This is a genomic window from Aequorivita echinoideorum (assembly GCF_018476645.1).
Taxonomy (GTDB): domain Bacteria; phylum Bacteroidota; class Bacteroidia; order Flavobacteriales; family Flavobacteriaceae; genus Aequorivita; species Aequorivita echinoideorum.
This window is the reverse complement of record NZ_JAHCTB010000003.1, coordinates 475,296-500,399: the sequence shown is the minus strand read 5'-3', so window position 1 is coordinate 500,399 and position 25,104 is coordinate 475,296. Positions and strand designations below refer to the sequence as shown.

The following is a 25,104-nucleotide window of genomic DNA, read 5'->3' as shown; positions in this document are numbered from 1 at the left end:
TTTTGCTTTTAAAAGAATATCCTATTTTGTACATTTGGGCAAAACTGAAAGCCTTGATTGAAGAAGAAAAAGTTATCCTTGTAAATGATAAGGATGAGCAAATAGGATTGATGCCAAAGCAGGAAGCTCACGAAAAGGGGATATTGCATAGGGCATTTTCCGTTTTTGTTTTTAATGATTCACGGCAACTTATGATGCAGCAACGCGCGCTTCATAAATATCACTCACCTGGCTTATGGACCAATACTTGTTGTAGTCATCAAAGAGATAGTGAGAGTACGCTCGATGCTGGAATGAGGCGGCTTCAGGAGGAAATGGGTTTTTCAACTTCCTTAAAAAAAACTACTTCTTTCATATACAAGGCGCCTTTTGACAATGGTCTCACAGAGCATGAGTTTGATCATATTCTTATAGGTACTTATAATCAAGATCCAAAAATTAATTCGGATGAAGTTGCCTCCTGGAAATGGATGTGCCTCGAAGATATTAAAGAGGATATTCAGAAAAATCCCGATAGTTATACAGCTTGGTTCAAGATTATTTTTGATAAATTTCAACATCACATCACCATATGAGCCTCACGGTATATAGAAAGACACATTTTAACGCTGCGCATAGACTCTATCGCAAGGATTGGAGCGAAACTAAGAACTTCCAGGTTTTTGGAAAATGTAGCAATCCCAATTTTCATGGGCACAATTATGAATTGGAACTAGGCGTAACTGGTGAAATTGATCCAGAAACAGGTTTTTTAATTGATATTGAAATTCTGAAAAATATTTTGAAAGAAGAAGTCGAGGATGTACTGGACCATAAAAATCTAAATGTTGAAGTAGAAGCATTTATGGATTTAAATCCAACTGTTGAGAATATTGCCATATTTATTTGGGAGAAAATAAGAAAACGACTGGATTCTAAGTATAAAATTTCCGTAAAACTTTTTGAAACACCGCGCAATTTTGTTGTTTATACAGGCAAATGAAACAATCAGATTTTTATCCTATAAAATTTGAACCCATTTTAAAGGAAAAAATTTGGGGCGGAAATAAATTGAAAACATATTTCAATAAAAATGCTAATAATACAATTGGTGAAAGTTGGGAAATCAGCGGTGTCGAGGGAAATATTTCAATAATTAAAAATGGTAAATTTTCAGGGAGAGATTTGCGTTGGCTTCTTAAAAATTTCAAAGAGGCTGTAGTTGGAAAAAAGGTTTTTGATAAATTTGGAACTACGTTTCCGCTTCTATTTAAATTCATAGATGCCCACGAAGATTTATCAGTTCAATTACACCCTAATGATGAACTTGCGGCTTTGCGGCACAATGCTTTCGGAAAAACCGAGATGTGGTATATTCTGCATGCTGAAGAAAATAGTAGATTAATCTTGGGTTTCAATCAAAAAATGACAAAGGAAAAATATCAAAACGCTCTTTCCGCCCATAAAATTACCGAAATATTACATTCCGAAAATGTGAATAACGGAGATGCTTTTTTCATCTCGCCAGGTACCGTACACGCCATTGGCTCGGGAATTGTACTGGCCGAAATTCAGCAGACATCAGATATAACCTATAGAATTTACGATTGGGATAGGCCAGATGCTTCGGGCAATTTGCGCGAATTGCACACAGATTTGGCGCTTCAAGCCATTGATTTTTTCAATAAAAAATCAAAACTTGATTATGTGACCAAAGAAAATGAACCATCAAAAATTATTTCTTCAAAATATTTTGAAATAAATATGCTTCAATTGAAGCAAAATATTTCTGTGGATTGCTCGCGCCGTGATTCTTTTAGCGTGTATATGTGTGCGGAGGGAAATGCCACGATTACCGTAAATGGAATTGCTGAAAGTATTGAGTCCGGCGAAACTATGCTTATTCCGGCCGCTTGTACCGAAGTTGGTATCGCCACATCTTCTGTAAAATTATTAGAGGTCTACATTCCCTAAATGTTTGTACCTTTGGGCTCAATTTCATAAAATAATTTAAAACCGAGACCGCGCAAGCGGAAAAGATTATGGCAAAAGTACGCAACTTAAAAAAGGACATTAACTACGTATTGGGCGATATCATTGAAGCTGTTTATATCTGGGAGCTTACAAACCCTAAGAAAGACAACAAAAAATCACAGGAAATTATCGATGAGGCAATTGCAACTTTTGATGAACTGATTTCAAAAGTGAACAAAAGAGGTGTCGAAAATAAGAAAAAACACTTCAATGAAGTGAATAATGAATTGGAGGAAAAAGGCAGAAAATTGATTGATAAAATCAACGCGCTATAGTATCCAGCTTTTTTCTTTCCTTTATAAAAGACTCTAATTCCTTTCCGTATTTAGAGTCTTTTATTTTTGGGGCAAGTGCTTTGTATACGGTATCCAAATATTGTACCCGGGCATTATAGGCTTCACTCAATATGACGTAAGGTGCAACCTCATATTCCTTTTTATTCATTGCGAAATTGATGGTCGCGAAATATTTACTTGAAAGCAGAGAATTTTGTTGTTTTTCGTAAATCGCAGATAGTGAGTCGTTGCCTTCGGTCTTGGTGAGCCTGTTTTGAATAATTTCCAAGTTTTTATCTATGTAGCGTTGCATCAATTTATTGTATTCCTTTAAAATACTGTCATTCACGGAACCAGTAACTACCGCAGAGCTACCAAATCTTTCAAGTTTGGTATTGATGTTAATGGGTTTATTTTCAGCAAAAAAAGTAATGCGGTCATCCATCAAAGTTCCATCTTTCAACCTTACATATAGGTAATAGATTTCCGGGCTTTCAATTTTTTCAGAAAAGGAAAAATTGGAATCGCCATTAATTACAATTGAATCCACGGTTATTAAAGCGGTATCTTCAATTTTTTGAAGTAATAGTGTTCCTTTTTTGAGGCCCTTCACATTACCAGTGAGATTCATGGAATTATTTTCTGAAGCGCATCCAATCAAAAAAAGTATAACCGTTATTGCGAAAAAAGAATATTTCATTCTGAAAAAATTTGCGATTGCAAAGATGAAAAAATAAATACTATTTGAAACTATTTTCAGCTTCGTTTAAATTTTGACACATTACGAAACCGATGCCAACTGCATCAACACAGTACACAGAATTGCTCCTACCGTGCCAATGGCGTAGCCAAATACGGCCAATAATACGCCCACTGTGGCGAGTGAGGGATGAAATGCCGAGGCTACGATAGGTGCTGAAGCTGCACCGCCCACGTTTGCTTGACTTCCCACGGCGAGAAAGAAATATGGCGCCCGAATCATTTTGGCGACCAAAATCATAAGTCCAGCGTGTATTGCCATCCAAACCAAACCAATGAGAATAAGCATTTTGTTTTCGAAAATAAGGGTTAAGTCCATTTTCATTCCAATTGTAGCTACCAGAATATAAATAAACACACTGCCAAATTTGCTCGCGCCCGCACCCTCATAACTTTTCGCTTTTGTAAAAGAAAGCGCCACTCCAATGATTGTTGTGATGGTAATCATCCAAAAGAAGCTTGAATCCAAAAACGTAAAAATATTGCGCGTTATTCCTTTGGGAATTTCGGCCACAATTGAGCTGAAAAATGCACTGATGTATTCTGCTCCAAAATGTGCAAAACTTACCGTTCCAAATGCGATTGCCGAGAGGATCATCAAATCTGTAAGTGTTGGGTTTCTATCAACCTTTTTGGCGTATGTGGAAACTTTTTCTTTTAAACTTTCAATTGCAGAAGTATCAGCTTTCAGCCACTTATCAATTTTATCGGTTTTCCCTATGCCAAATAAAATTACGGCCATCCAGATATTTGCGACAACAATATCAACAAATACCATTCCCCCGTAAAGTCTGGGATTATAGCCGTAAATTTCTAACATAGCCGTCTGGTTTGCGCCGCCGCCTATCCAGCTGCCCGCTAGAGTGGAAAGTCCGCGCCATACCGCATCTGCCCCAGCACCGCCCACGGCTTCGGGAAAAAATGTTCCAATCAATAAAACGGCAATGGGCCCGCCGATGATTATTCCAAAAGTACCTGTAATAAACATGATCAATGCCTTTGGCCCAAGATTAAAGACTCCCTTCAAATCTATGCTAAGTGTCATCAAAACAAGCGCGGCCGGTAACAGGTAACGGCTGGACATAAAATATAGGTCTGAGGTTCCGGCTACCGGTTCGCCAGTTTCAGCTATGGAAATCCATTCTGGTGAAATAATTCCGGCAGTTGTAAGGAGTGCCGGAAGAAAATAGGCCATGAAAAGCGAGGGAACAATAGCGTAAAATTTATTCCAAAATCCAGTTTTTTTATTTGAAGTATAAAAAATGAATCCGATGAGGACCATTAAAATTCCGAATACAATGGTATCATCCGTGAAAAATGGAGTGGTGTCCCTAACTATTTCTGAAGTATTTTCTTGCATTGGATTGGTTTTGCTGCAAAATACATTTTTTCATTCAAAAATAAATAGGCGTAAAAGTATAATTTGAATAAAGCGACGGGATCAATTATGCTTTTTGATAAAATTACTGATAGTCTCGATCAATTCAGGCATAACCGGAAGATCAAACTGATTGTAGGATTTGCTGTTTTCCAGATTATTTTCATCATTTTTTATTTCTTTAAAAATATGATTCATATTTTCAATGATTTTATATTCTGCATCTGGCTTTGCGGCCTTTAATTTTTCTGCCTCAGAAACTTGCACTTGAATATCCTGATCACCATTTAAAATGAGTACAGGAATTTTCAGTTTTTTTATTTCCTCTTGAGGATTGTATTGGATCCAAGTAAATAGAAACGGTTGTAGTGACTTTCGAAAAATAGAAGCTATAAGTGGATTATAGCTTTCCGTGAAACCGTTAACGCGCAAATCATCAAAAGCCTGACGCGCATTTTCTTTCAACCCAGGTGATTGTTTTTCAATTTGATCTACAATAACGTCATCAATTTCTTGACCGGCTCCGGCTATGGAAATAAATCCATCAGCACCTTTTTGTGCGGCAACCATCCCAACGAGTGAACCTTGACTATGGCCTATGATGTAAATTTTTGAAAATCTGTTGTCTTTTTTAAATACGAAATCACTGCTTCGGCATCAGCAATAAATTGTGAAAAATCTATATTTTCTTCATTCAAACTATTGCTTTTCATTTGTTTAACGATGCGCTTATCGTATCTAAAAGAAGCAATGTTTTCGGCATAAAGACCTTCGGCCAGAAATTTAAGGGAATTGTTGACCATCATCATCTGGTTACCGTTCCTGTCTGTGGGGCCACTTCCGCCAATAATGATTGCTAAGGGCATTTTTGCCGGTTGTTCGGGAATTATGAGCGTTCCATCTATAAGTGGCGTAATTTTTAGGTCTTCGGAATTAAAATTTCCTTTTTGAGCGGTTGTAATTCCGAAGCAAAGTAGTAGAAATGATAGAATATATTTCATAATTGAAAATATTTAAATTGATGCAGAAATGATTCCGTGCGGGAAAATTTAATATGAAAACTAATGTTTCAAAAAAGATATGAAATTCTTCTGAAAATAGATTTGTCCAAATTAGCTTTAATTATGAAATCATTAAATTTTTAATAGAAAATGATTTTACTGAAGATAAAAATGCGATCCCATTATCTTTGCAATAAAAATACACTTATGAAGAAATATATTTTTGCGTTCAGTTTTTTGATAATTTCTGTTGCAAACCTTCGTGCTGCGGATGATTGGGGAAAAACAGGACACCGCGTTACGGGCGAGATAGCTGAAAAATATTTGTCTAAAAAGGCCAAGAAAGAAATTTCAAAATTATTGGATGCGCATTCTTTGGCTTTTGTTTCAAATTTTGGTGATGATATAAAGAGCGATGCGAAATTTGATCATTTCGGTCCGTGGCATTATGTGAATTTTCCATTTGGTGCGCGTTATGAAGATTCTCCTAAAAGTGAAAAAGGCGATATTATTATAGGCATAAATAAATGTATTACAATTTTGAAAGATGATAGGAGTAGCCGCGAGGACAAGGTTTTCTATCTTAAGATGTTAGTTCATTTCATGGGAGATTTGCACCAACCCCTTCACATAGGCTTGGCTGAAGATAAGGGAGGTAATGATTTTCAGGTACGCTGGTTTGGGGAAGGGACAAATCTGCATACGGTGTGGGATTCTTCTATATTGGAAAGTTACCAGATGTCTTATTCTGAAATTTCAAAAAATGCTGACGTACTTTCGGAAAGACAATTAGAAGCAATACAAAAGGGGACGCCATTAGACTGGATGTATGATAGCCGGAAATTGTGCGAAAATATTTATGAAAACACAAAAGTGGGAGAGAAGTTGGGTTACGAGTACATGTATAAATATATGAATGTATTGCGGTCACAACTTCAAAAAGGCGGCATACGTCTGGCTGCTCTCTTAAATAATATTTATGGGTAATGCTACGTATATATATGCCCAGTACATAAGACCAAACTGAAGTGGTATTCTTGCAATCAATGCCCATTTTGGTAATTTCATTGCGGCTTTTTCATTTTGTAACATATATAGATGAACTGGCAAAAAAAGAACAAGCATTAAAATGATAGACCAGGCCGCGAAGATTTGAGTTTTAGGGTTTAGGATCATAAATCCCAGAGCCATTTCTGCAATTCCACTTACAAGAACCATAGTGCTGTGCGCCGGAATATAGGGCGGCATAATTCTTTTATATAATTTAGGTTTTCTGAAATGGTTCATTCCAGCTAAGATAAAAATAATACCAAATAGATATTGGTGCCAAGGAAGCATAATAAAAATTTTTAGGTTTATAAAAATATGTTTAAAAAACGAAAGATATGCCAATTAAAATAAATGCCCCCGCAATTTGCGGGGGCATTTTATCTATTTAATCATCTCATAACTCCGCTTAATGAACGCAGTCAATTCTTCACCTTTTAGGAGGTTTTTGCTCAATCTGGCGAGATCGAGCGCTTGGTTTACCAACCGTTCTTTTTTCTTTTCAGTTTTCGTATTAAGAATTTCGCCAACTAAAGGGTGATTGGTATTCACAATTAAATTATACATCTCTGGAAAGCCTCCCATTCCGAACATCCCGCCGCCGCCGGTTTTTTGCATATCTTTCATTCTACGCATAAATTCTGGTTCGGTAATTATAAATGGATTTGCGGTGCTGTCCATAGCTTCTAACTGAACGCTGAACTTTTCTTTTGGAATTATTTCATCCAAAAATGTTTTCAATGTTTCCTTTTCATCATCAGATAGCTTTGAAATTTGTGTGTCGTCCTTTTTGATTAAATTATCAACATGATCACTATCTACGCGTACGAATGAAATGTTTTCCTCAGAGCTTTCAATTTTTTGAAGTAAATGCGTTACAATCGGCGAATCCAAAAGTAAGATTTCATAGCCTTTTTCCTTTGCGGAAGCAAGATATGAGTGCTGTTCTTCTTTATTTGAAGCGTATAGCACAACCAATTTTCCATCCTTATCGGTCTGACTGTCTTTTATTTTTTCTTTTAATTCAGAGAATGTAAAAAATTGATTGTTTACAGTGGGGTACAGCGCAAAATCCTTTGCCTTTTCAAAGAATTTATCTTCTGTAAGCATTCCATATTCAATCACAATTTTTATGTCGTTCCATTTTTTCTCAAAACTTTCTCGATCGTTATTGAATAAACTTTTCAGTTTGTCCGCAACCTTGCGCGTTATGTAGCTCGAAATTTTCTTGACTGCTCCATCTGCCTGTAAATAGCTTCTTGAAACATTCAGCGGAATGTCCGGACTGTCAATAACCCCGCGGAGCATCGTCAAAAATTCGGGAACAATCCCTTCTACATTATCGGTTACAAAAACCTGATTCTGGTAGAGCTGGATTTTATCTTTTTGAATGCTCATATCATTCGTCATCTTTGGAAAATAAAGGATTCCCGTAAGATTAAATGGATAATCAACATTCAAATGGATATGGAAAAGCGGTTCCTCAAATTGCATTGGATACAACTCTCTGTAAAATGAATTGTAGTCTTTATCCTCGAGTTCAGTTGGTTGCTTTGTCCAAGCTGGATTAGGGTTGTTTATTATATTATCAACCTCTTTTGTAGGTGCCTTTTCGTCCTCTTTTGCACCTTCGGGTTTTGGTAGAGTTTCTGTTTTTGTGCCGAATTTAATAGGAATTGGCATAAACTTGTTATACTTAACCAAAAGTTCCTTGATTCTATTTTCTTCCAAAAATTCCGTAGAATCTTCGGCGATGTGAAGTATAATCTCGGTACCGCGCTCCTTTTTGTCCGACTTCTCCAGAGTAAATTCTGGTGAACCGTCGCAAATCCAATGCACCGCGGGCTCCTCTTTATAGCTTTTGGTAATGATTTCAACTTTTTCGGCCACCATAAATGCCGAATAGAAACCAAGCCCAAAGTGGCCGATAATTCCGGCATCCTTGCCATTTTTGTCTTTGTATTTTTCAATAAATTCCTCCGCGCCAGAAAATGCAATCTGGTTGATGTACTTTTCAACCTCCTCGCCGGTCATCCCAATTCCTTGGTCAATAATGCGGAGTTGCTTTTTCTTTTTGTCCAATTTGACCTCAATTTTTGGTTCGCCGTATTCCACTCCTTCAGCTTCACCAATATTTGCCAAATGTTTCAATTTGAGGGTGGCATCGGTTGCATTTGAAATCAATTCACGGAGAAAAATCTCGTGGTCGCTATACAGAAATTTTTTAATCAGCGGAAAAATATTATCCACAGATACATTAATAGTTCCTTTACTCATATTTTTTTAGGTTTATTATTTCCCAGCTTCAAAAAAAATTGGGCAGGAAATTTGTTACAAATGATTTGAATTTTTCTGGGATAAAACAATTCAAATAAAATACCACGCAGGAGTTGCTGACACGATGTCATAATTTTTAGAAAAAATTTTAACAGAACCTTCTGTTTAACGTTATTCAAAAAAAATTAAACATTAAGTATCTTTGATAAAATTAAAAAAGAATAATCAGCACAGTGTCTGTTAAATACATATAAATTATGGTAGCTAAAAAAGTTGAAAATAAAGCAAAACAATCTAAAATAACCGCAGAAAAAATAATCTCCATTTACATGGAAAGCGTTTTGGAACACGAACACGTACCAACGAGTGTCTATAAATTCTGTAAGGAAAACAATATTACAGAAGCTGAATTTTATGAGTTCTTTGGCTCGTTTGATGGTTTACGAAAGGAAATTTGGAATTCATTTTACCAGCAAACAATTCTTTTAATCAATAAAGATGCGGCATTTGAAACCTATACGAATAAAGAAAAAATGCTCACATTTTTCTATACCTTTTTTGAATTGTTGACAATGAATCGGAGTTACGTGCTCTTTGCCTTAAAAGAGAACAAAAATGTTTTGAAAAATTTGGAACAGTTAAAAGGACTCCGTAAAAACGTGAAAGATTTTGCTTCAGAATTGATTCGCGAAAAAAATGATGAGAAAAAAGTGAAAGTATTGAAGCATTCCGTGACGGTTTTTTCTGAGGGAGCTTGGCTACAAACGCTCTTCATTTTGAAATACTGGATGGACGATAATTCTGCTGGTTTTGAAAATACGGATTTGGTTATCGAAAAATCCGTTCGAGCAATTTTTGATGTTTTTGAAACCACTCCGCTGGAAAGTGTTTTGGATTTCGGAAAATTTTTATGGAAGGAGAAAATGGCCTAATGAAATCAATCGATAAAATTCCCACGAATAAAATTCAACGTGCTTCAAAATTGATGTCTACGGGCGTAAAAGTGGGCGGAAATTATTTAAAATATTATGGCAAAAAGCTTGTAAATCCTGAAACCACGAAGGACGAACTCAATAAAAATAATGCTGAGGATATTTACGATAGTTTAAAGGATTTGAAAGGAAGTGCGCTGAAAGTTGCCCAAATGCTGAGCATGGAGAAAAACATTATGCCAAAGGCATATGTTGAAAAATTTTCATTGGCGCAGTTTCAGGTCCCGCCGTTGTCCGCGCCGTTGGTACGTAAGACATTCAAAAAATATTTTGGTAAAAATCCGGAGGAATTATATGATACCTTCAACGCAGATTCGGTAGCTGCTGCTAGTATCGGGCAAGTGCACCAAGCTACAAAAAATGGGAAAAAACTTGCCGTGAAAATACAATATCCCGGCGTTGCGGAAAGTATCAGTAGCGATTTGGCTCTGGTAAAACCTGTGGCGATGAAAATGTTCAATATAAAGGGAAAGGACAGCGATAAATATTTTCAGGAAATGGAAGGTAAATTGCTGGAGGAAACCAATTATGTCTTGGAAGTGGCGCAAAGCAAGGAGATAAGTAAAGCTTGTAAAAATATCCCTAACCTTAAATTTCCAAAATATTACGAAGAACTTTCCGGCGAACGGATTATTACAATGGATTGGATGGATGGCAAGCATCTTTCAGAATTTTCAAAAACAAATACCGATACTGAAAAGGGTAATAAAATTGGCCAGGCACTGTGGGATTTTTACATGTTCCAAATGCATCATTTAAAGCGCGTCCACGCAGATCCCCATCCCGGTAATTTCTTGGTTGATGCAGATTCTAACTTAATTGCAATAGACTTCGGCTGCGTAAAAACGGTTCCTGAGGAATTTTATAAACCTTACTTTGAATTGGCAGAGCCAAAAAATATTGATGATCCTGAAATTTTTCTTGAGAAAATGTATGCGCTTGAAATTTTGAAGGACACAGATTCTCCGGAAGAAGTGAAGTTTTTTTCAGAATTGTTCCACGAAATGTTGAGTCTCTTTACCAAGCCTTTTCACGGGGAAACGTTTGATTTTTCAGATGAAGTTTTCTTTGGGAAAATTGCAGAGCTAAGTTCGAAATATTCAAAGGACACAGAAATCAGAAAAATGAACGGTAATAGAGGATCCAAACATTTTTTATACATCAATCGAACGTTTTTTGGGCTCTACAATTTAATGAATGATTTGGGCGCAAATGTGCAAATAAACAGCTATAAAAACTACATTTAAACTTTAACAAAACTTTGGTTAGCGCCTTAACAGTTTACGGCAGCAAAGAGTGGTATCTTTATGCCACTGATAATAGAAATAGTTGCTATGAAAGAGTAAAATATTCTATTATTTAATTGGTTAGGTTGTTTAAGAAGGGTGCGGATTCCGCACCCTTTTTTTATGCGAATAAAAGGATAAAAAACTATGCGCGCATATTATCTGAAGTGTAAAAGTTTCCACGTAATGCCCGATATAGTTATCTTTCACCCGTATTTCAAATCTTCTTAAATGTACACTTCAAAAATTACCGGATTGGGTCATTACGTTCCCGAAAATGTGGTTACCAATGACGATCTTTCAAAATTAATGGATACCAACGATGCGTGGATTCAAGAAAGAACTGGAATTAAAGAACGCAGGCACATTAAGAAAGGCGATGGCAATTCCACATCGATCATGGGTGTAAAAGCTGCAACAATTGCGCTTGAGCGTGCCGGCCTTGGCACCGATGCTATCGATATGATCATTTTTGCCACTTTGAGTCCGGATATGTATTTTCCCGGTGGTGGAGTTGAGGTGCAGGAAATGATGGGAATGCGAACCATCCCAGCTCTGGATGTGCGCAATCAATGCAGCGGATTTGTTTATGCGATTTCTGTGGCAGATCAGTTTATAAAAACTGGAATGTACAAGCATATTTTGGTAATAGGAAGCGAGAATCATAGCGGAGGTCTGGATTTCAGCGATCGCGGAAGAAGTGTGTCGGTTATTTTTGGAGACGGCGCCGGCGCAGCCGTAATTTCAAGAAATGAAAGTGGCAAGGGCGGAATTTTATCTACCCACCTTCATAGCGAAGGAAAACATAAAGACGAATTATCACTGCAAGGTCCAAGTACGGAATATTGGGTGCCGCAGATAATTGCTGAAAATCCACAGGAAGATATTCCGTATTACCCGTATATGAATGGGCAATTTGTATTCAAACACGCCATTGTGCGCTTTGCGGAAGTTATTCAGGAAGGCCTTGATGCGAATAATTTGAAAGTTTCGGACATCGATTTATTGATTCCGCACCAAGCCAATCTTCGCATTTCACAGTTTATTCAGCAAAAAATGAAGCTACGTGATGAGCAGGTTTTCAACAATATTCAGAAATATGGAAATACTACCGCAGCATCCATCCCTATTGCGCTAACTGAAGCATGGGAGGAGGGAAAAATTAAAGAAGGTGATTTGGTTGTATTGGCAGCTTTTGGAAGTGGTTTCACTTGGGGAAGCGCGATCATTCGCTGGTAAATAAAAAGCCCCTTCAAAAATGAAATTCTGAAAAGGCCTTTATTGCTGATTCAATACAAAGAAATTCTCTACACTATAGACGAAGCAAATTTTAGAATGTTTCACATTCATTATAAAAAAAACAAACCCGGAGCAACTGCTTCGGGTTTGGCTCTTTACCGCTATTAATAACACTAACCATCAACGTAAAAATTGTCACGGTAAAGAATTTATTCACATAATAGAAGACGACAATATTACTAGAATGTTTCACGGCATTTTCATTTTAACGTAGCTTTATGAGCCCAAATACGTGTTGAATTGTAATTTTAAGAAAAACATTGAAATGAAAAAGACATTGGTAATAGGGGCAAGCCTTAATCCTGGCAGATATTCGAATATTGCGATCAATAGATTGGTGCGGTACGGTCACGAAGTGGAAGCCATCGGACTCAAAAAGGGCGAGGTGGCCGGAGTGGAAATTTCAACCGACAAAGAAAATTTTGATGGCATAGATACGGTTACGCTTTATATGAATCCAAAAAGACAAGGTGAATATTATGATTATATAGTTTCACTGAAACCGAAGCGCGTAATTTTCAATCCCGGTACAGAAAACCCCGAATTGTATAAAATTCTTCGTGAAAAAAATATAGAATCAGAGGTTGCTTGTACGCTGGTCCTTCTTGGTACTAATCAATATTAAACCTAAGAATGTAAGTGCGCCGTTTACGATCAACAATTCATAATTAAATTGATAACCACCCAGATATTCCGCGGGAATACTTCCTATTAAATAGGTAATTGCCACAGAAAGTATGGCGACCAATCCTACCCATTTATCCTTAATTTGAATTTTGGTAAAAATCCCGAAGCTGAAAAGTCCCAAAAGTGGTCCATATGTGTAGCTCGCCGCTTTTAGCAGGAGGTCGATAACGCTGCTGTCCAATAAATATTTGAAAGCGATAATTACCACTACCAAAAGTATGCTTATACCTACGTGCACTTTTTTGCGAATTCCCGTTTGCTTGGAAAGTTCTTTCTTTTTTATATCTAGAAAGTCGATACAGAAACTTGTGGTAAGTGCAGTAAGCGCACTGTCTGCGCTGGAATACGCTGCGGCAATCAATCCCAAAATAAAAATGATTCCCAGCCCAATCCCCATTCCGCCGTTAAGTGCGATTTCAGGGAAAAGTAAATCGGTTTTTTCCTTTCCATCGAGCATAGGAACGGAAATTCCGTTTTTTTCGGCATAAATAAAAAGTAAAGCGCCCAAAAATAGAAACAGAATATTTACCGGTACGAAAACCAAACTGTACGAGAGAACGTTTTTTTGCGCATCCTTCAAATTTTTGCAAGTCAAGTTTTTCTGCATCATATCTTGGTCAAGGCCTGTCATGCAAATTGTTATGAACATACCTCCGAAAAAGGCTTTCCAAAAATAATTTTTATCCAAAAAACTATCGGTGAAAAATAATTTTGTGTAGGGTTTTAATTCTTCAGCGGTAAATAAATCAGTAAAACCCCAATTGAGTTCTGTTGACACAAAATAAATGGCGATTGCCACGGAGCCAAGCATAAAGAAGGTCTGCAGCGTATCTGTCCAAACAATTGTTTTAATTCCGCCGCGCGCAGTATAAATCCAAATAAGTAAAATGGACAGAATCACGGTAACAACAAACGGTACATTCCACGCTTCAAAAACAAAATACTGAAGCACGACGGCAACTAGAAACAAACGGAAGGAGGCGCCCAAAACACGGGAAAGAAAGAAGAAAAAAGCGCCGGTTCTATAGCTCACATTTCCAAAGCGCTGTTTTAAATATTCGTAAATGGACGTAACATTGAGACTATAATATATAGGTAGCAAAATGAAGGTTATCACCAGATAGCCAATTAAATACCCGATAACCACCTGCATATAGCTAAACTGCGAATCCCGAACCCACCCCGGTACCGAAATAAAAGTAACGCCAGAAAGCGATGCGCCCACCATACCAAATGCTACAACATACCAAGGTGAATTGTTATTGCCCTTAAAAAATGCATCATTGGTATCATTTTTACCTGTAAAATATGAGATTAAAATAAGAATTGCGAAGTATGCTGCAATCAACAGCAAAATGTGGATAGGTTGCATAAAGCGTTTAAAGGATTTGGTTGAAATTCCTGTGTTCGGTAAAAATACAAAGTTTGGATACTTTTACATTTTAATTTTTAATACTTTTGAAATTCTTAAAAAATTCACTGTAACTAGTTTGAAATTAAAATGATGCGATTCAAAATTTTATTTATTGCCACGTTATTTTTGGGAACCTTACATACGCAAGCCCAAGAATATCTTCAGATGATTGATGATGGTACGTACACCGTCCAGCAAATTATTGACAACGCCGAAGCATACTTTGCAGATAAGGACAAAGGCAGGGGTTCTGGATATAAACAGTTCAAAAGATGGGAATACAATGCCCTGCGAATGGTGAAGGAAAATGGTTATTTGCCCACAACGAAAGAACGCTTGATCGAGCTCCAAAACTGGAATGCTTATTTGAATAATACCGCAGAAAGCCGAATGGTACTTCCTGACAATTGGCAAGAGCTAGGGCCAACGCAATGGAATGCCACTTCTGGCTGGAATCCCGGCGTTGGAAGAATCACAGGCTTAGCAATTGACGAAAATAACAGTAATCATATGATTGCCGGTGCCAATACGGGTGGAGTCTGGAGAACAACTGATGGTGCCCAAACCTGGACTCCATTAAGCGATTATTTCTCAAACCTTTCAGTTTATTCAGTTGCAATTGATCCTACGGATGATGATACATATTTCTTCGGATCTACAAACGGAAGAATCTTTAAATCAACCGATGCGGGAGCAACTTGGAATTTGTTGGGAACTATTGGCAATAGTATTGTGAATAAAATTGTTATCAATCCAACAAACGTCAATACTATGTTTGCAACCGCTGAAAATGCAGGCATTTATAGGTCCACAAATGGCGGTACAACTTGGACCCAAGCAGTTACGGACAATAGAGGATATGATATTGAATTTAAACCCGGTAATCTTAATACGGTATATGTTTCAGGAAGCGGCTTCCATAAATCTACAGACGGTGGTGCAACTTTTACTACTATAAGTGGCTTTGGAAACGGTCCAAAAATGATTGGTGTTTCCGCAGATGATCCCAATAGAGTGTATGTACTTCAAGCAAACAATAATGTTTTTGGTGGCTTTTATAGTTCAACAAACAGTGGAGACTCGTTCACACTACTCAATCATGGAGGTCTTAACTTTTTTGGTTACAGTACCACAGGTAACGATAATTCTGGACAAGCTCCCCGAGATATGGCAATTGCTGTAAATCCTGCTGATGCGGATGAAGTTCACATTGCGGGAATTCTTACTTGGAAATCTTCAAATGCTGGTGTAAATTTTTCAATAACCTCAGATTGGATACCTGGAAGTGCTGCTGGACAAAATATAGGCTATTGCCACGCAGATGTGGATGATCTTCTTTTTAATGGGTCAACATTATTTGCTATTACGGACGGAGGAATTTTTAAAGCTGAAACTACAAATACCGTAAACGCAAACTATTATGAAGATTTGACATCTGGAATGGGAATTCGTCAGTTTTATAAAATTGGTGTTTCCCAAACACAGGATGTTATAGTTTCTGGAGGTTCCCAAGACAATGGAACTTCCTTTTATACGCAGGCTGGTGGCTGGAGAGATTGGCTTGGTGCAGATGGTATGGAAACGTTTATCGATAAAACAAATTCAAATATCTATTATGGTACATCACAATTTGGGCAATTGTATAGATCATTAAACGGCGGTAATTCATACCTTGATATAAATGAACCCGGAAATGGTTCCGGGAATTGGGTAACGCCTTTCGAGCAAGATCCTGTTCAAACAAATACCCTTTATTTGGGGTATAATATGGTTTATAAATCTGTAAATTCAGGAAATACTTGGACTTCTATCTCCCAAAATTTTCAAGTGAATTTGGACAATTTAAAAATTGCACCTTCCAATAATCAAGTGATATATGCAAGCCGTGGTCCATTTTTGTTCAGAACCACGGATGGCGGAGCTACGGATTGGGTTCAAACAACATTTCCCGGTGGAAGTATAAACTCAATTGCGATTCATCCCACAAATCCCAATAAAGTTGCAGTGGCAATTACAAGCGGGAATAGGGTTATGGTATCAGAAGATGGTGGCGATACTTGGATCAATTACAAGAAAAACTTACCAGAATTCAGTTCTTTGGCGTTGGTATGGGACAACAATGGGAAAGATGGGCTTTATTTGGGTATGGATTACGGTATTTATTACATCGATAATACTTTTGAGAATTGGCAACCGTACAGCAATATGATTCCAAACGTAATCATCAATGAGCTTGAAATTAACAACGAAACAAATATGCTATATGCCGGAACCTATGGTCGTGGCCTTTGGGCTTCACCACTTGTTGAGAGCACTTTAAGTACAGCAGATAGGGTAACAGAAAATAGCGTGGCCCTATATCCAAATCCAGCAAAATCTGAAGTAACCATATCTTTGCCGCAAAATATGCTGGCAGATGTAAGGGTTTTTGATATTACGGGTAAACTTCTTATTTATGAAGCAGATGCTTTTTCATCAAAAAGCTATACTATGGACGTATCTTCTTTAAATCCAGGTACTTATTTTGTGCGCTTGAATACTGAAAACGGTATGGTAACAAAAAAACTCATAAAAGGATAATTTTAGAATTTTAAGAATTCTTAATGCTTCGGAAAATGTATTTTTTCTGAAGCATTTTTTTTATCTTTCGCCCCAGAAAAACACCATGGAATTCTCTTCAAAACTTCTTGAAAACGCAGTAAATGAAATGTCCCAGCTTCCCGGAATCGGTAAGCGAACAGCACTTCGGTTAGTTCTTCATTTATTGAAAAGACCCGAAGAACAAACGCAAAAATTAAGTTCCAGTCTTCTCAAAATGCGAGAAACTATCAATTTCTGTACAAATTGCCACAATATTAGTGATTCACAACTTTGTGAAATTTGTGCGAACCCTCGGCGCGATTCACAAATTGTTTGTGTGGTTGAGGATATTCGTGATGTTATGGCCATTGAAAATACCAGTCAGTACCGTGGCCATTACCACGTCTTGGGCGGAAAAATTTCACCGATGGATGGCGTTGGTCCCAGCGATTTGAACATCACATCACTTGTTGAGAAAGTAAAAGATGGAAAAATCAATGAAATAATATTTGCGCTAAGCTCAACGATGGAAGGTGATACAACCAATTTTTACATTTATAGGCAGATTGAAAACTTCAACGTGGTTACTACTACCATTGCGCGTGGAATTTCGGTGGGCGACGAGCTGGAATATGCAGATGAGGTTACGTTGGGCCGAAGCATCCTGCACCGTATTCCTTTTGAAACTTCCCTTAAGAGCTAGCTTTTGAAACTTTCGGTAATAATTCTTAATTACAACGTTTGCTATTTTTTGCATCAATGCATTCTTTCTGTTCAAAAAGCAATAGAAAATTTGGATGCCGAAATTATTGTCGTTGACAATAATTCTTCCGATGAAAGTTGCAAAATGGTCAAAAAGCATTTCCCTGATGTTATTTTAATTGAAAACAAGGAAAACGTTGGTTTCAGCAAAGCCAACAATCAGGCAGTAAAAGTGGCAAGCGGTGAATATGTCTGCATTTTGAACCCAGATACCGCAGTAGGAAAAGATATTTTTTCTGAAACATTGAATTTTGTCGATGCAAAAAAAAACCTGGGCGCTTTGGGCGTTTATCTTATGGATGGCACAGGAAATTTTCTTCCCGAAAGCAAGAGGAATTTACCAACTCCCGCGGTATCCCTTTTAAAACTTACGGGTTTTACGCAAAAATATTACGCTACGCAGGTCTTCGAGACCGCGAACGGAGCTATCGATGTGTTGGTGGGTGCATTTATGCTTATGAAACGCAAGGTTTATAATGAAGTTGGTGGTTTTGACGAAGATTATTTTATGTATGGAGAGGATATAGATTTATCTTACAAAATAACGCGTGCGGGTTACAAGAATTATTATTTGGGAAGCGAAACTATCCTCCACTACAAGGGCGAAAGTACCCAAAGGGACGATGCGTATTTCGATAGATTTTATGGGGCAATGCAAATTTTTTACAGAAAGCATTTTGACACCAATATTCTCTTCGATAAATCTGTGGCTACAGGCGTTTCATTGGCAAAAAAAACAAGAATTTTTAAAGAGAATAAGAAGAAAAAATCGGCTTCATCCATCAATAAGCATTACATATTCACTGAAAATATAGACTTGGTCGAAAAATTGATGGACGCGCTCGCGGTTCCTTTGCAAATGGCTTCAAAAAATGTGCATCCGCTGGTTTCAATGCAAAATAGTTTGCTCATTTTTGATTCAGATTATATGGGTTATTCCGAGATATTTTCGCTTATGAAACAACTAAAAAATAAAGGAAATATCTTCAGAATAAAGCCCTTTGGGTGCAACTTCATAATTGGTAGCGATAAAAGTGATGAAAAGGGCGGTGTATTGGTTTTTTAAGATTTTTGAAACCTTTGGCGAACAAATTTTAACTAATTTTGCATCACTTTAAAAATAAAAAAGCACACCTAAATATTGTTATGGCAAAATTTGAATTGAAACTACCAAAAATGGGCGAGAGCGTGGCAGAGGCAACTTTGACCAATTGGCTTAAAGAAGTTGGCGATAAAATTGAGGCCGACGAAGCGGTACTCGAAATTGCTACTGATAAAGTTGATAGCGAGGTGCCCAGTGAGGTGGATGGCGTTTTGGTTGAAAAACTTTTCAATGTAGATGATGTAGTGCAAGTGGGCCAGACCATTGCCATAATTGAAACCGAAGGAGGATCGGATGCACCAAAATCCGAAGAAAAAAACCAGCCTCCAAAAGAAGTTTTAAAGGAAGTTAAAAAACAAGTTGAAACGGCAAAAGAAACTACCCAACCTGCTATACCTGTGGCAAGTACCGCAGATCGCTTTTATTCACCACTGGTAAAAAATATTGCTGCGGAAGAAAAAATTTCCCAACAAGAGTTGGATGCCATATCGGGCACAGGAAAAGACGGCCGTGTTACCAAAAATGATATTTTGGAATACGTTGAAAATCGTTCCTCACAAAAAGCGCAGCCACAGACTGTAATTGAAGCGAAAAATCCAGCTTCAGCCCAAGCCCAGAAACCGGAAAAACCAAAAACACCAGTTGCGGTAAACAGTGGCGATGAAATAATTGAAATGACTCGAATGGGCAAACTTATAGCCCATCACATGGTGGATAGTACGCAAACATCTGCGCACGTACAGTCATTTGTTGAATGCGACGTTACCAATATTTGGAATTGGAGAAATAAAGTAAAGGCTGCTTTCGCGAAGCGTGAAGGTGAAAATCTCACGTTTACGCCCATTTTTATGGAAGCCGTGGCCAAAGCGCTGAAGGATTTTCCAATGATGAATATTTCTGTAGATGGAGATAAAATTATTAAAAGAAAAAATATAAATCTGGGGATGGCGGCAGCACTTCCCGATGGAAATTTAATTGTTCCCGTAATTAAAAATGCGGACCAATTGAATCTTGTGGGAATGAGTAAAGCAGTGAACGATCTTGCGAACCGCGCCCGAGAAAATAAGTTGAAACCAGACGAAATCCAAGGTGGAACCTATACGGTTACCAACGTGGGTACTTTCGGAAGTATTATGGGTACGCCCATCATCAACCAGCCGCAAGTTGGTATTTTGGCCCTCGGTGCTATTAGGAAAGTGCCCGCGGTTATTGAGACTCCCGAGGGAGACTTCATTGGTATTCGCTACAGAATGTTTCTTTCCCACAGTTATGATCACAGAGTCGTAAATGGAGCGCTCGGTGGGCAATTTGTAAAAAGAGTGGCAGATTATCTTGAAGCCTGGGATGTAAACAGGGAATATTAAAAACTCGCAAAATGCAAAAGGGGATTGAGCAATCAAGTCCCCTTTATATTTTAAATGAAAAAAGCTGTTTATGTAAACAGCCGTGATTCAAAAATTAAAAATGGAACTCAAATTAAAAAAACCAATCGCTTTTTTTGACCTGGAAACCACGGGCACCAATGTTTCAAAAGATAGAATTGTTGAAATAGCTATTCTTAAAGTTTTTCCCAACGGAAATAAAGAAAGTTATACCTGGCGCGTAAATCCGGAAATGGATATTCCAAAAGCGGTTTCTGAAATCCACGGAATCACTAATGAGATGGTAGCTAACGAACCCACCTTTAAGGAATTGGCACCAAAAGTTTATGCCTTGATAAAAGATTCAGATTTGGCAGGTTTTAATTCAAATAGATTTGATATTCCACTTTTGGCCGAAGAACTTTTGCGCGCCGATATTGACTTTGATCTAAAAAAAGCACTTGCTGTAGATGTGCAGACCATTTTTCATAAAAAAGAAAAAAGGACACTGGAAGCTGCCTATAAATTCTACTGCGGAAAAGAATTAAAAGATGCACACAGCGCCGCAGCCGATACAAACGCGACCTACGAAGTTTTAAAGTCGCAATTGGATACTTATGAAGATTTGGAAAATGATATTGCTTTCCTTTCTGAATTTAGCTCCCACCGGGATTTTGCAGACTTTGCCGGATTTATTGGCTTTAATAAGGACGGTGCTGAGGTTTTTGCTTTCGGAAAATACAAGGGAAGCCTTGTAAGTGATATCATGGATACGGATTCGGGATATTTCGGTTGGCTCTTGAATGCAGATTTTCCACTTTATACAAAAAAAGTGTTGACCAGGATTCGACTTCAAAAATTGAATACAAAAATTTAAATTTCAGTTAAGTGAAAATAATATGCATAGGCCGCAATTATGCTGACCATATTTCAGAATTAAAAAGCGCAACTCCCACGGAACCGGTCATTTTCATGAAACCGGACACTGCAGTTCTTTTGAAAAAGCAACCATTTTTTATCCCAGATTTTTCAAATGATGTCCATCACGAAGTAGAGCTTTTGGTACGTATCAATAAAATAGGTAAACATATAGATGCAAAATTTGCGCATAAATATTACGACGAAATTGGTCTTGGAATAGACTTCACGGCAAGGGATGTCCAAGCCAATTTAAAAGAAAAAGGTTTGCCTTGGGAAAAGGCGAAAAGTTTTGATGGCGCGGCAGTGGTAGGTAATTTTTTGCCGAAGGAAACGTTTCAAGATATTGACAATATTAATTTTAGGCTAGAGCGTAACGGAAAGATTGTCCAGAGTGGCAGTTCTAAGCTAATGATGTGGAAAATTGATGCTTTAATCGAATATATTTCAAAATATTTTACACTAAAAATTGGCGATATTATCTTTACAGGCACGCCCGCAGGTGTAGGTAGGGTAGCGGCCGAAGACCAATTAAAAGGGTTTATCGAGGAAACCGAGATGTTTTCAATAAAAGTTAAATAGATGGCAAGACATTATGCAAAACAAAATCTTACTGAAATCGCTGATGGCGATGAAGATTTTTTAGAAATTCTGGCACAAACATTCTTGGATGAAATTCCGCCAGACCTTAATTCACTGGAAGAGGCCGTGGAAAATGACAATCGAGAGCTTGCCTACCAATTTGCCCACAAAATGAAGCCTAATATTGAAATGTTCGGTATCGATTGCTTGAAGGATATTACAAGCATTGAAGCTTGGTCAAAAACTTCAAAAAATAAGGCTACCATTATACCCAACGTTGAGAACATAGTTACAACATTGAAGCACGTCTTTACTGAGCTGAAAGAAGATTTTCAACTGTAATGCTTGCCGAAATAATTACCATAGGAGATGAAATTCTTATAGGGCAAATTGTTGATACCAATTCAGCCTACATTTCCAAGGAATTAAACAAAGTTGGGGTAAAAGTATACCAAATTACTTCAATTCAGGATGATAGGGATCATATTCTTCAAGCATTTAACGAAGCAAAAAAACACGCGGACTTAGTTATTGTCACTGGGGGATTGGGCCCCACGCGAGATGATATCACCAAACAGACTTTTTGCGATTTCTTTAACGATGTTTTGGTTGAAAATTCTGAGGTTATCGAGAATATTAAAGAGCTTTTTCAAAAATACCAATTACAGAAACCCTTGCCGGCCAATTTTCAGCAAGCTATGGTTCCTTCCAAAGCTATTGTGCTTAAAAACCTGCACGGTACCGCGCCAGGAATGTGGATGGATGAGGACAATACGGTTTTTGTTTCGCTTCCCGGCGTCCCTTACGAAATGAAGAGTCTTTTACAGACCGAAGTTTTACCTCGTGTTTTGAAACGATTCAATCGCCCCTTCATATTCCACAAAACGCTATTAACCTATGGTTTGGGCGAGAGTGCAATTGCCGATAGGATTGAAAAGTGGGAAAATGCATTACCGAAGGATATTAAGCTTGCCTATTTGCCTTCGCTTGGGCGTGTGCGGCTGCGGCTTTCCTCCACTGGTTGGGACAAAGAAATATTGGAAGGTAAAGTGGCGAAACAAATGGAGACACTTCATAAAATGCTTGATGATATTGCCGTGGGTTACGAAGATGAGACCAGCATTGTGGGGAAAATTTCCGTTCTTCTGAAAAATAAAAATCAATCATTAAGTTTAGCTGAGAGTTGTACTGGAGGTGCTATTGTAAGCCAAATAACTTCTGAAGCTGGGGTTTCCTCATTTTTAAAAGGAAGCATTATCCCCTATGAAACTGCTTTAAAATCAAAAATTTTGGGCGTTCCTCAGTTTTTGATCGATAAATTTTCCGTGGTAAGTGTTGAAGTTGCCGAGAGTATGGCAGAAAACGCAAATAAACTATTTGGGTCAGATTATGCAATCGCCACGACCGGAATTGCCGGACCTACAAAAGGCGACTCTGATGCGGAGGTTGGTACGGTTTGTATTGCAGTTGCATCGCCGAAAGGAGTGGAATCGGGGATGTTCAATTTCGGGAATGACCGGTACCGTGTAATTGATAAAGCTACAAATAAAGCCTTGGAAATGCTTCTGAAAGAAATTTCAAAAAACTGAATTCCTTTTTGTTGTACATCAAATTTTATTTACTTAAATTTGCACCCTGTTTTAAAATAACTTAAAAAAGTTAAGGAAATGTCAAGAGTTTGTGAGCTTACCGGAAAGAAAGCGATGGTTGGAAACAACGTGTCGCACGCAATGAATAAAACCAAACGTAAGTTTGATGTAAACTTGCTCAAAAAGCGTTTTTACATCCCTGAAGAAGACAAATGGATCACACTAAGAGTATCAGCTTCAGCAATAAAAAACATTAACAAAAAAGGAATATCCGCAGTTATCAAAGAAGCTCGTGAAAAAGGCTTCTTGAACAAATAATTGCATAATAAATAAAGTCTTTTACAATGGCTAAAAAAGGGAATAGAGTACAGGTTATTTTAGAGTGTACAGAGCATAAGGAGTCTGGTAAGCCAGGAACTTCTCGTTATATTACTACGAAAAATAAAAAAAATACACCGGATAGAATGGAGTTGAAAAAATTCAATCCTATTCTTAAGAAAATGACGGTTCACAAAGAAATAAAATAATTAAGAGTCATGGCAAAAAAATCAGTAGCATCCTTACAAACAGGTTCAAAACGTTTAAGCAAAGCGATTAAAATGGTTAAATCGCCAAAAACGGGAGCTTACACTTTTACTGAAGCTATCATGGCTCCAGAAATGGTAAACGACTGGTTGAACAAAAAATAACCAGCTTAGATAATATTGATGAAAAGCCACTTTTTTACGAAAGTGGCTTTTCGTATTTTTGAATTTCAGAAAATTTCCCAAGAATTTGAATTTGAACTAATTTGAATTCTGTAATCGATGATTGAAAGATGAGTTTTTTTAAAAAAATATTCTCCAAAGAAAAAAAGGAGACCCTGGACAAGGGTCTGGAAAAATCAAAAACTTCCTTTTTTGATAAGTTGAGCAAGGCTGTAGCGGGAAAGAACAAGGTTGATGATGATGTACTTGACAATCTTGAAGAAATTCTTGTTTCAAGTGATGTGGGTGTAAATACCACATTGAAAATTATTGATAGAATTGAGGATCGCGTTTCAAAAGATAAATATCTGGGAACGGATGAGCTTAATAAAATCCTTCGGGAAGAGATTGCGGGGCTGCTAAGCGAAATTGATTCTGGAAATGCTACCGAATTTGAAATTCCCCAAAACAAAAAACCGTATGTGATTATGGTCGTGGGCGTAAATGGCGTTGGAAAAACTACCACTATAGGCAAATTGGCCTATCAGTTTAAAAAGGCTGGCAAAAAAGTGGTGTTAGGCGCTGCGGATACGTTTCGGGCGGCAGCTATTGACCAACTTCAAATCTGGGCAGACCGCACAAATGTGCCTATCGTAAAACAAAGTATGGGCAGCGACCCTGCCAGTGTTGCTTTTGATACGCTTAAAAGTGCCGCCAATCAAGATGCTGATGTGGTGATTATTGATACTGCCGGAAGACTTCACAATAAAATAAACCTGATGAATGAGCTCACAAAAGTGAAGCGAGTTATGAAGAAAGTAGTCCCTGATGCTCCACACGAAGTGCTTTTGGTATTGGACGGTTCAACCGGACAAAACGCTTTTGAACAAGCCAAACAATTTACCGCTGCGACTGAGGTTACCTCACTTGCCGTCACAAAACTTGATGGAACCGCCAAAGGTGGTGTCGTTATTGGAATTAGCGATCAATTTCAAATTCCCGTGAAATATATAGGAGTGGGCGAAGGAATGGAAGATCTTCAGGTTTTCAATAAATTTGAATTTGTTGATTCATTTTTTAAATAATTTCTTCAGAA

28 protein-coding genes are annotated in these 25,104 nt (G+C 37.6%); 21 read left to right on the top strand and 7 right to left on the bottom strand.

The features are described from left to right. Positions 1 to 56 precede the first annotated feature (56 nt). The 4 genes from idi to KIV10_RS09180 all read left to right on the top strand — a co-directional run bounded on the left by idi (position 57) and on the right by KIV10_RS09180 (position 2,288). On the top strand, positions 57 to 575 hold the full coding sequence (gene idi / locus KIV10_RS09195; RefSeq protein ID WP_214113227.1) for an isopentenyl-diphosphate Delta-isomerase: 519 nt from the start codon (positions 57 to 59) through the stop codon (positions 573 to 575). Then, positions 572 to 982 carry a 6-pyruvoyl trahydropterin synthase family protein gene (locus KIV10_RS09190; RefSeq protein WP_214113208.1) on the top strand — a complete coding sequence of 137 codons (411 nt, stop codon included), beginning with the start codon at positions 572 to 574 and terminating at the stop codon, positions 980 to 982. Before idi ends, KIV10_RS09190 begins: the two co-directional genes overlap by 4 nt. Next, positions 979 to 1,953, top strand: coding sequence for a type I phosphomannose isomerase catalytic subunit (locus KIV10_RS09185; protein ID WP_214113207.1), 975 nt, complete (start codon positions 979 to 981; stop codon positions 1,951 to 1,953). The genes KIV10_RS09190 and KIV10_RS09185 overlap by 4 nt, the downstream gene beginning before the upstream one ends. 68 nt (positions 1,954 to 2,021) lie before the next feature. Next, complete coding sequence (locus tag KIV10_RS09180; protein WP_214113206.1) at positions 2,022 to 2,288, top strand: hypothetical protein; 267 nt, start codon at positions 2,022 to 2,024, stop codon at positions 2,286 to 2,288. Here KIV10_RS09180 and KIV10_RS09175 read toward each other — a convergent pair. From KIV10_RS09175 to KIV10_RS13945, 4 genes are all read right to left on the bottom strand, one after another. Beyond that, positions 2,275 to 2,988, bottom strand: coding sequence for a DUF4369 domain-containing protein (locus KIV10_RS09175; RefSeq protein ID WP_214113205.1), 714 nt, complete (start codon positions 2,986 to 2,988; stop codon positions 2,275 to 2,277). The genes KIV10_RS09180 and KIV10_RS09175 overlap by 14 nt on opposite strands. A gap of 81 nt (positions 2,989 to 3,069) precedes the next feature. Beyond that, on the bottom strand, positions 3,070 to 4,407 hold the full coding sequence (locus tag KIV10_RS09170) for a DUF819 family protein (RefSeq protein WP_214113204.1): 1,338 nt from the start codon (positions 4,405 to 4,407) through the stop codon (positions 3,070 to 3,072). Between the two features lie 81 nt (positions 4,408 to 4,488). Further along, complete coding sequence (locus KIV10_RS13950; protein WP_246516242.1) at positions 4,489 to 4,995, bottom strand: alpha/beta hydrolase family protein; 507 nt, start codon at positions 4,993 to 4,995, stop codon at positions 4,489 to 4,491. A 26-nt stretch (positions 4,996 to 5,021) separates the two neighbouring features. Further along, positions 5,022 to 5,426 carry an alpha/beta fold hydrolase gene (locus KIV10_RS13945; RefSeq protein ID WP_246516241.1) on the bottom strand — a complete coding sequence of 135 codons (405 nt, stop codon included), beginning with the start codon at positions 5,424 to 5,426 and terminating at the stop codon, positions 5,022 to 5,024. A gap of 207 nt (positions 5,427 to 5,633) precedes the next feature. Here KIV10_RS13945 and KIV10_RS09160 point away from each other — a divergent pair, with 207 nt between their 5' ends. Further along, on the top strand, positions 5,634 to 6,413 hold the full coding sequence (locus KIV10_RS09160; protein ID WP_214113203.1) for a S1/P1 nuclease: 780 nt from the start codon (positions 5,634 to 5,636) through the stop codon (positions 6,411 to 6,413). Here KIV10_RS09160 and KIV10_RS09155 read toward each other — a convergent pair. Beyond that, positions 6,393 to 6,764 carry a DoxX family protein gene (locus KIV10_RS09155; protein WP_214113202.1) on the bottom strand — a complete coding sequence of 124 codons (372 nt, stop codon included), beginning with the start codon at positions 6,762 to 6,764 and terminating at the stop codon, positions 6,393 to 6,395. The two genes, KIV10_RS09160 and KIV10_RS09155, sit on opposite strands and share 21 nt — an antisense overlap. A gap of 93 nt (positions 6,765 to 6,857) precedes the next feature. Continuing rightward, positions 6,858 to 8,750, bottom strand: a complete 1,893-nt coding sequence (gene htpG / locus KIV10_RS09150) for a molecular chaperone HtpG (RefSeq protein WP_214113201.1) — start codon at positions 8,748 to 8,750, stop codon at positions 6,858 to 6,860. Between the two features lie 257 nt (positions 8,751 to 9,007). Between htpG and KIV10_RS09145 the strand changes: the two genes are divergently transcribed. The 4 genes from KIV10_RS09145 to KIV10_RS09130 all read left to right on the top strand — a co-directional run bounded on the left by KIV10_RS09145 (position 9,008) and on the right by KIV10_RS09130 (position 12,952). Beyond that, positions 9,008 to 9,682 carry a TetR/AcrR family transcriptional regulator gene (locus KIV10_RS09145; RefSeq protein ID WP_214113200.1) on the top strand — a complete coding sequence of 225 codons (675 nt, stop codon included), beginning with the start codon at positions 9,008 to 9,010 and terminating at the stop codon, positions 9,680 to 9,682. Continuing rightward, positions 9,682 to 10,989 (top strand): ABC1 kinase family protein, encoded by a 1,308-nt coding sequence (locus KIV10_RS09140; protein WP_214113226.1) that lies wholly within the window; start codon positions 9,682 to 9,684, stop codon positions 10,987 to 10,989. The genes KIV10_RS09145 and KIV10_RS09140 overlap by 1 nt, the downstream gene beginning before the upstream one ends. A gap of 270 nt (positions 10,990 to 11,259) precedes the next feature. Next, the gene (locus KIV10_RS09135) at positions 11,260 to 12,267 is read left to right on the top strand and encodes a 3-oxoacyl-ACP synthase III family protein (RefSeq protein ID WP_214113199.1); all 1,008 of its coding nucleotides are present in this window, start codon (positions 11,260 to 11,262) and stop codon (positions 12,265 to 12,267) included. 325 nt (positions 12,268 to 12,592) lie between these two features. Beyond that, on the top strand, positions 12,593 to 12,952 hold the full coding sequence (locus tag KIV10_RS09130) for a CoA-binding protein (protein ID WP_214113198.1): 360 nt from the start codon (positions 12,593 to 12,595) through the stop codon (positions 12,950 to 12,952). Here the strand turns inward: KIV10_RS09130 and KIV10_RS09125 are convergent. After that, positions 12,905 to 14,386, bottom strand: coding sequence for a sodium:solute symporter (locus KIV10_RS09125; RefSeq protein ID WP_214113197.1), 1,482 nt, complete (start codon positions 14,384 to 14,386; stop codon positions 12,905 to 12,907). The two genes, KIV10_RS09130 and KIV10_RS09125, sit on opposite strands and share 48 nt — an antisense overlap. 129 nt (positions 14,387 to 14,515) lie before the next feature. On the opposite strand from KIV10_RS09125, the gene KIV10_RS09120 reads away from it, so the two are divergent. The 12 genes from KIV10_RS09120 (at position 14,516) to ftsY (ending at position 25,093) form a co-directional block, all read left to right on the top strand. Continuing rightward, a complete protein-coding gene (locus KIV10_RS09120) occupies positions 14,516 to 17,008 on the top strand; it encodes a T9SS type A sorting domain-containing protein (protein ID WP_214113196.1) in 2,493 nt (830 codons plus the stop codon). 85 nt (positions 17,009 to 17,093) lie between these two features. After that, entirely contained in the window at positions 17,094 to 17,711 is a 618-nt protein-coding gene (recR, locus tag KIV10_RS09115) for a recombination mediator RecR (RefSeq protein ID WP_214113195.1), read from the top strand. A 3-nt stretch (positions 17,712 to 17,714) separates the two neighbouring features. Next, a complete protein-coding gene (locus KIV10_RS09110; protein ID WP_214113194.1) occupies positions 17,715 to 18,836 on the top strand; it encodes a glycosyltransferase family 2 protein in 1,122 nt (373 codons plus the stop codon). An 80-nt stretch (positions 18,837 to 18,916) separates the two neighbouring features. After that, entirely contained in the window at positions 18,917 to 20,236 is a 1,320-nt protein-coding gene (locus KIV10_RS09105) for a dihydrolipoamide acetyltransferase family protein (protein ID WP_214113193.1), read from the top strand. A gap of 100 nt (positions 20,237 to 20,336) precedes the next feature. Then, positions 20,337 to 21,110: a 3'-5' exonuclease gene (locus tag KIV10_RS09100; RefSeq protein WP_214113192.1), complete on the top strand. Its 774-nt coding sequence runs from the start codon at positions 20,337 to 20,339 to the stop codon at positions 21,108 to 21,110. Positions 21,111 to 21,121: 11 nt separating this feature from the next. Beyond that, positions 21,122 to 21,733, top strand: coding sequence for a fumarylacetoacetate hydrolase family protein (locus KIV10_RS09095; RefSeq protein WP_214113191.1), 612 nt, complete (start codon positions 21,122 to 21,124; stop codon positions 21,731 to 21,733). Further along, positions 21,734 to 22,075 carry an Hpt domain-containing protein gene (locus KIV10_RS09090; RefSeq protein WP_214113190.1) on the top strand — a complete coding sequence of 114 codons (342 nt, stop codon included), beginning with the start codon at positions 21,734 to 21,736 and terminating at the stop codon, positions 22,073 to 22,075. It begins immediately after the preceding gene. Further along, positions 22,075 to 23,322, top strand: coding sequence for a CinA family nicotinamide mononucleotide deamidase-related protein (locus tag KIV10_RS09085; protein ID WP_214113189.1), 1,248 nt, complete (start codon positions 22,075 to 22,077; stop codon positions 23,320 to 23,322). Before KIV10_RS09090 ends, KIV10_RS09085 begins: the two co-directional genes overlap by 1 nt. A 78-nt stretch (positions 23,323 to 23,400) precedes the next feature. Further along, the gene (rpmB, locus tag KIV10_RS09080) at positions 23,401 to 23,640 is read left to right on the top strand and encodes a 50S ribosomal protein L28 (RefSeq protein WP_214113188.1); all 240 of its coding nucleotides are present in this window, start codon (positions 23,401 to 23,403) and stop codon (positions 23,638 to 23,640) included. Between the two features lie 26 nt (positions 23,641 to 23,666). Next, a complete protein-coding gene (gene rpmG, locus KIV10_RS09075; protein WP_045081706.1) occupies positions 23,667 to 23,849 on the top strand; it encodes a 50S ribosomal protein L33 in 183 nt (60 codons plus the stop codon). 9 nt (positions 23,850 to 23,858) lie between these two features. Then, on the top strand, positions 23,859 to 24,011 hold the full coding sequence (locus KIV10_RS09070) for a DUF4295 domain-containing protein (RefSeq protein WP_214113187.1): 153 nt from the start codon (positions 23,859 to 23,861) through the stop codon (positions 24,009 to 24,011). 128 nt (positions 24,012 to 24,139) lie between these two features. Continuing rightward, entirely contained in the window at positions 24,140 to 25,093 is a 954-nt protein-coding gene (ftsY, locus tag KIV10_RS09065) for a signal recognition particle-docking protein FtsY (protein WP_214113186.1), read from the top strand. Positions 25,094 to 25,104 lie beyond the last annotated feature (11 nt).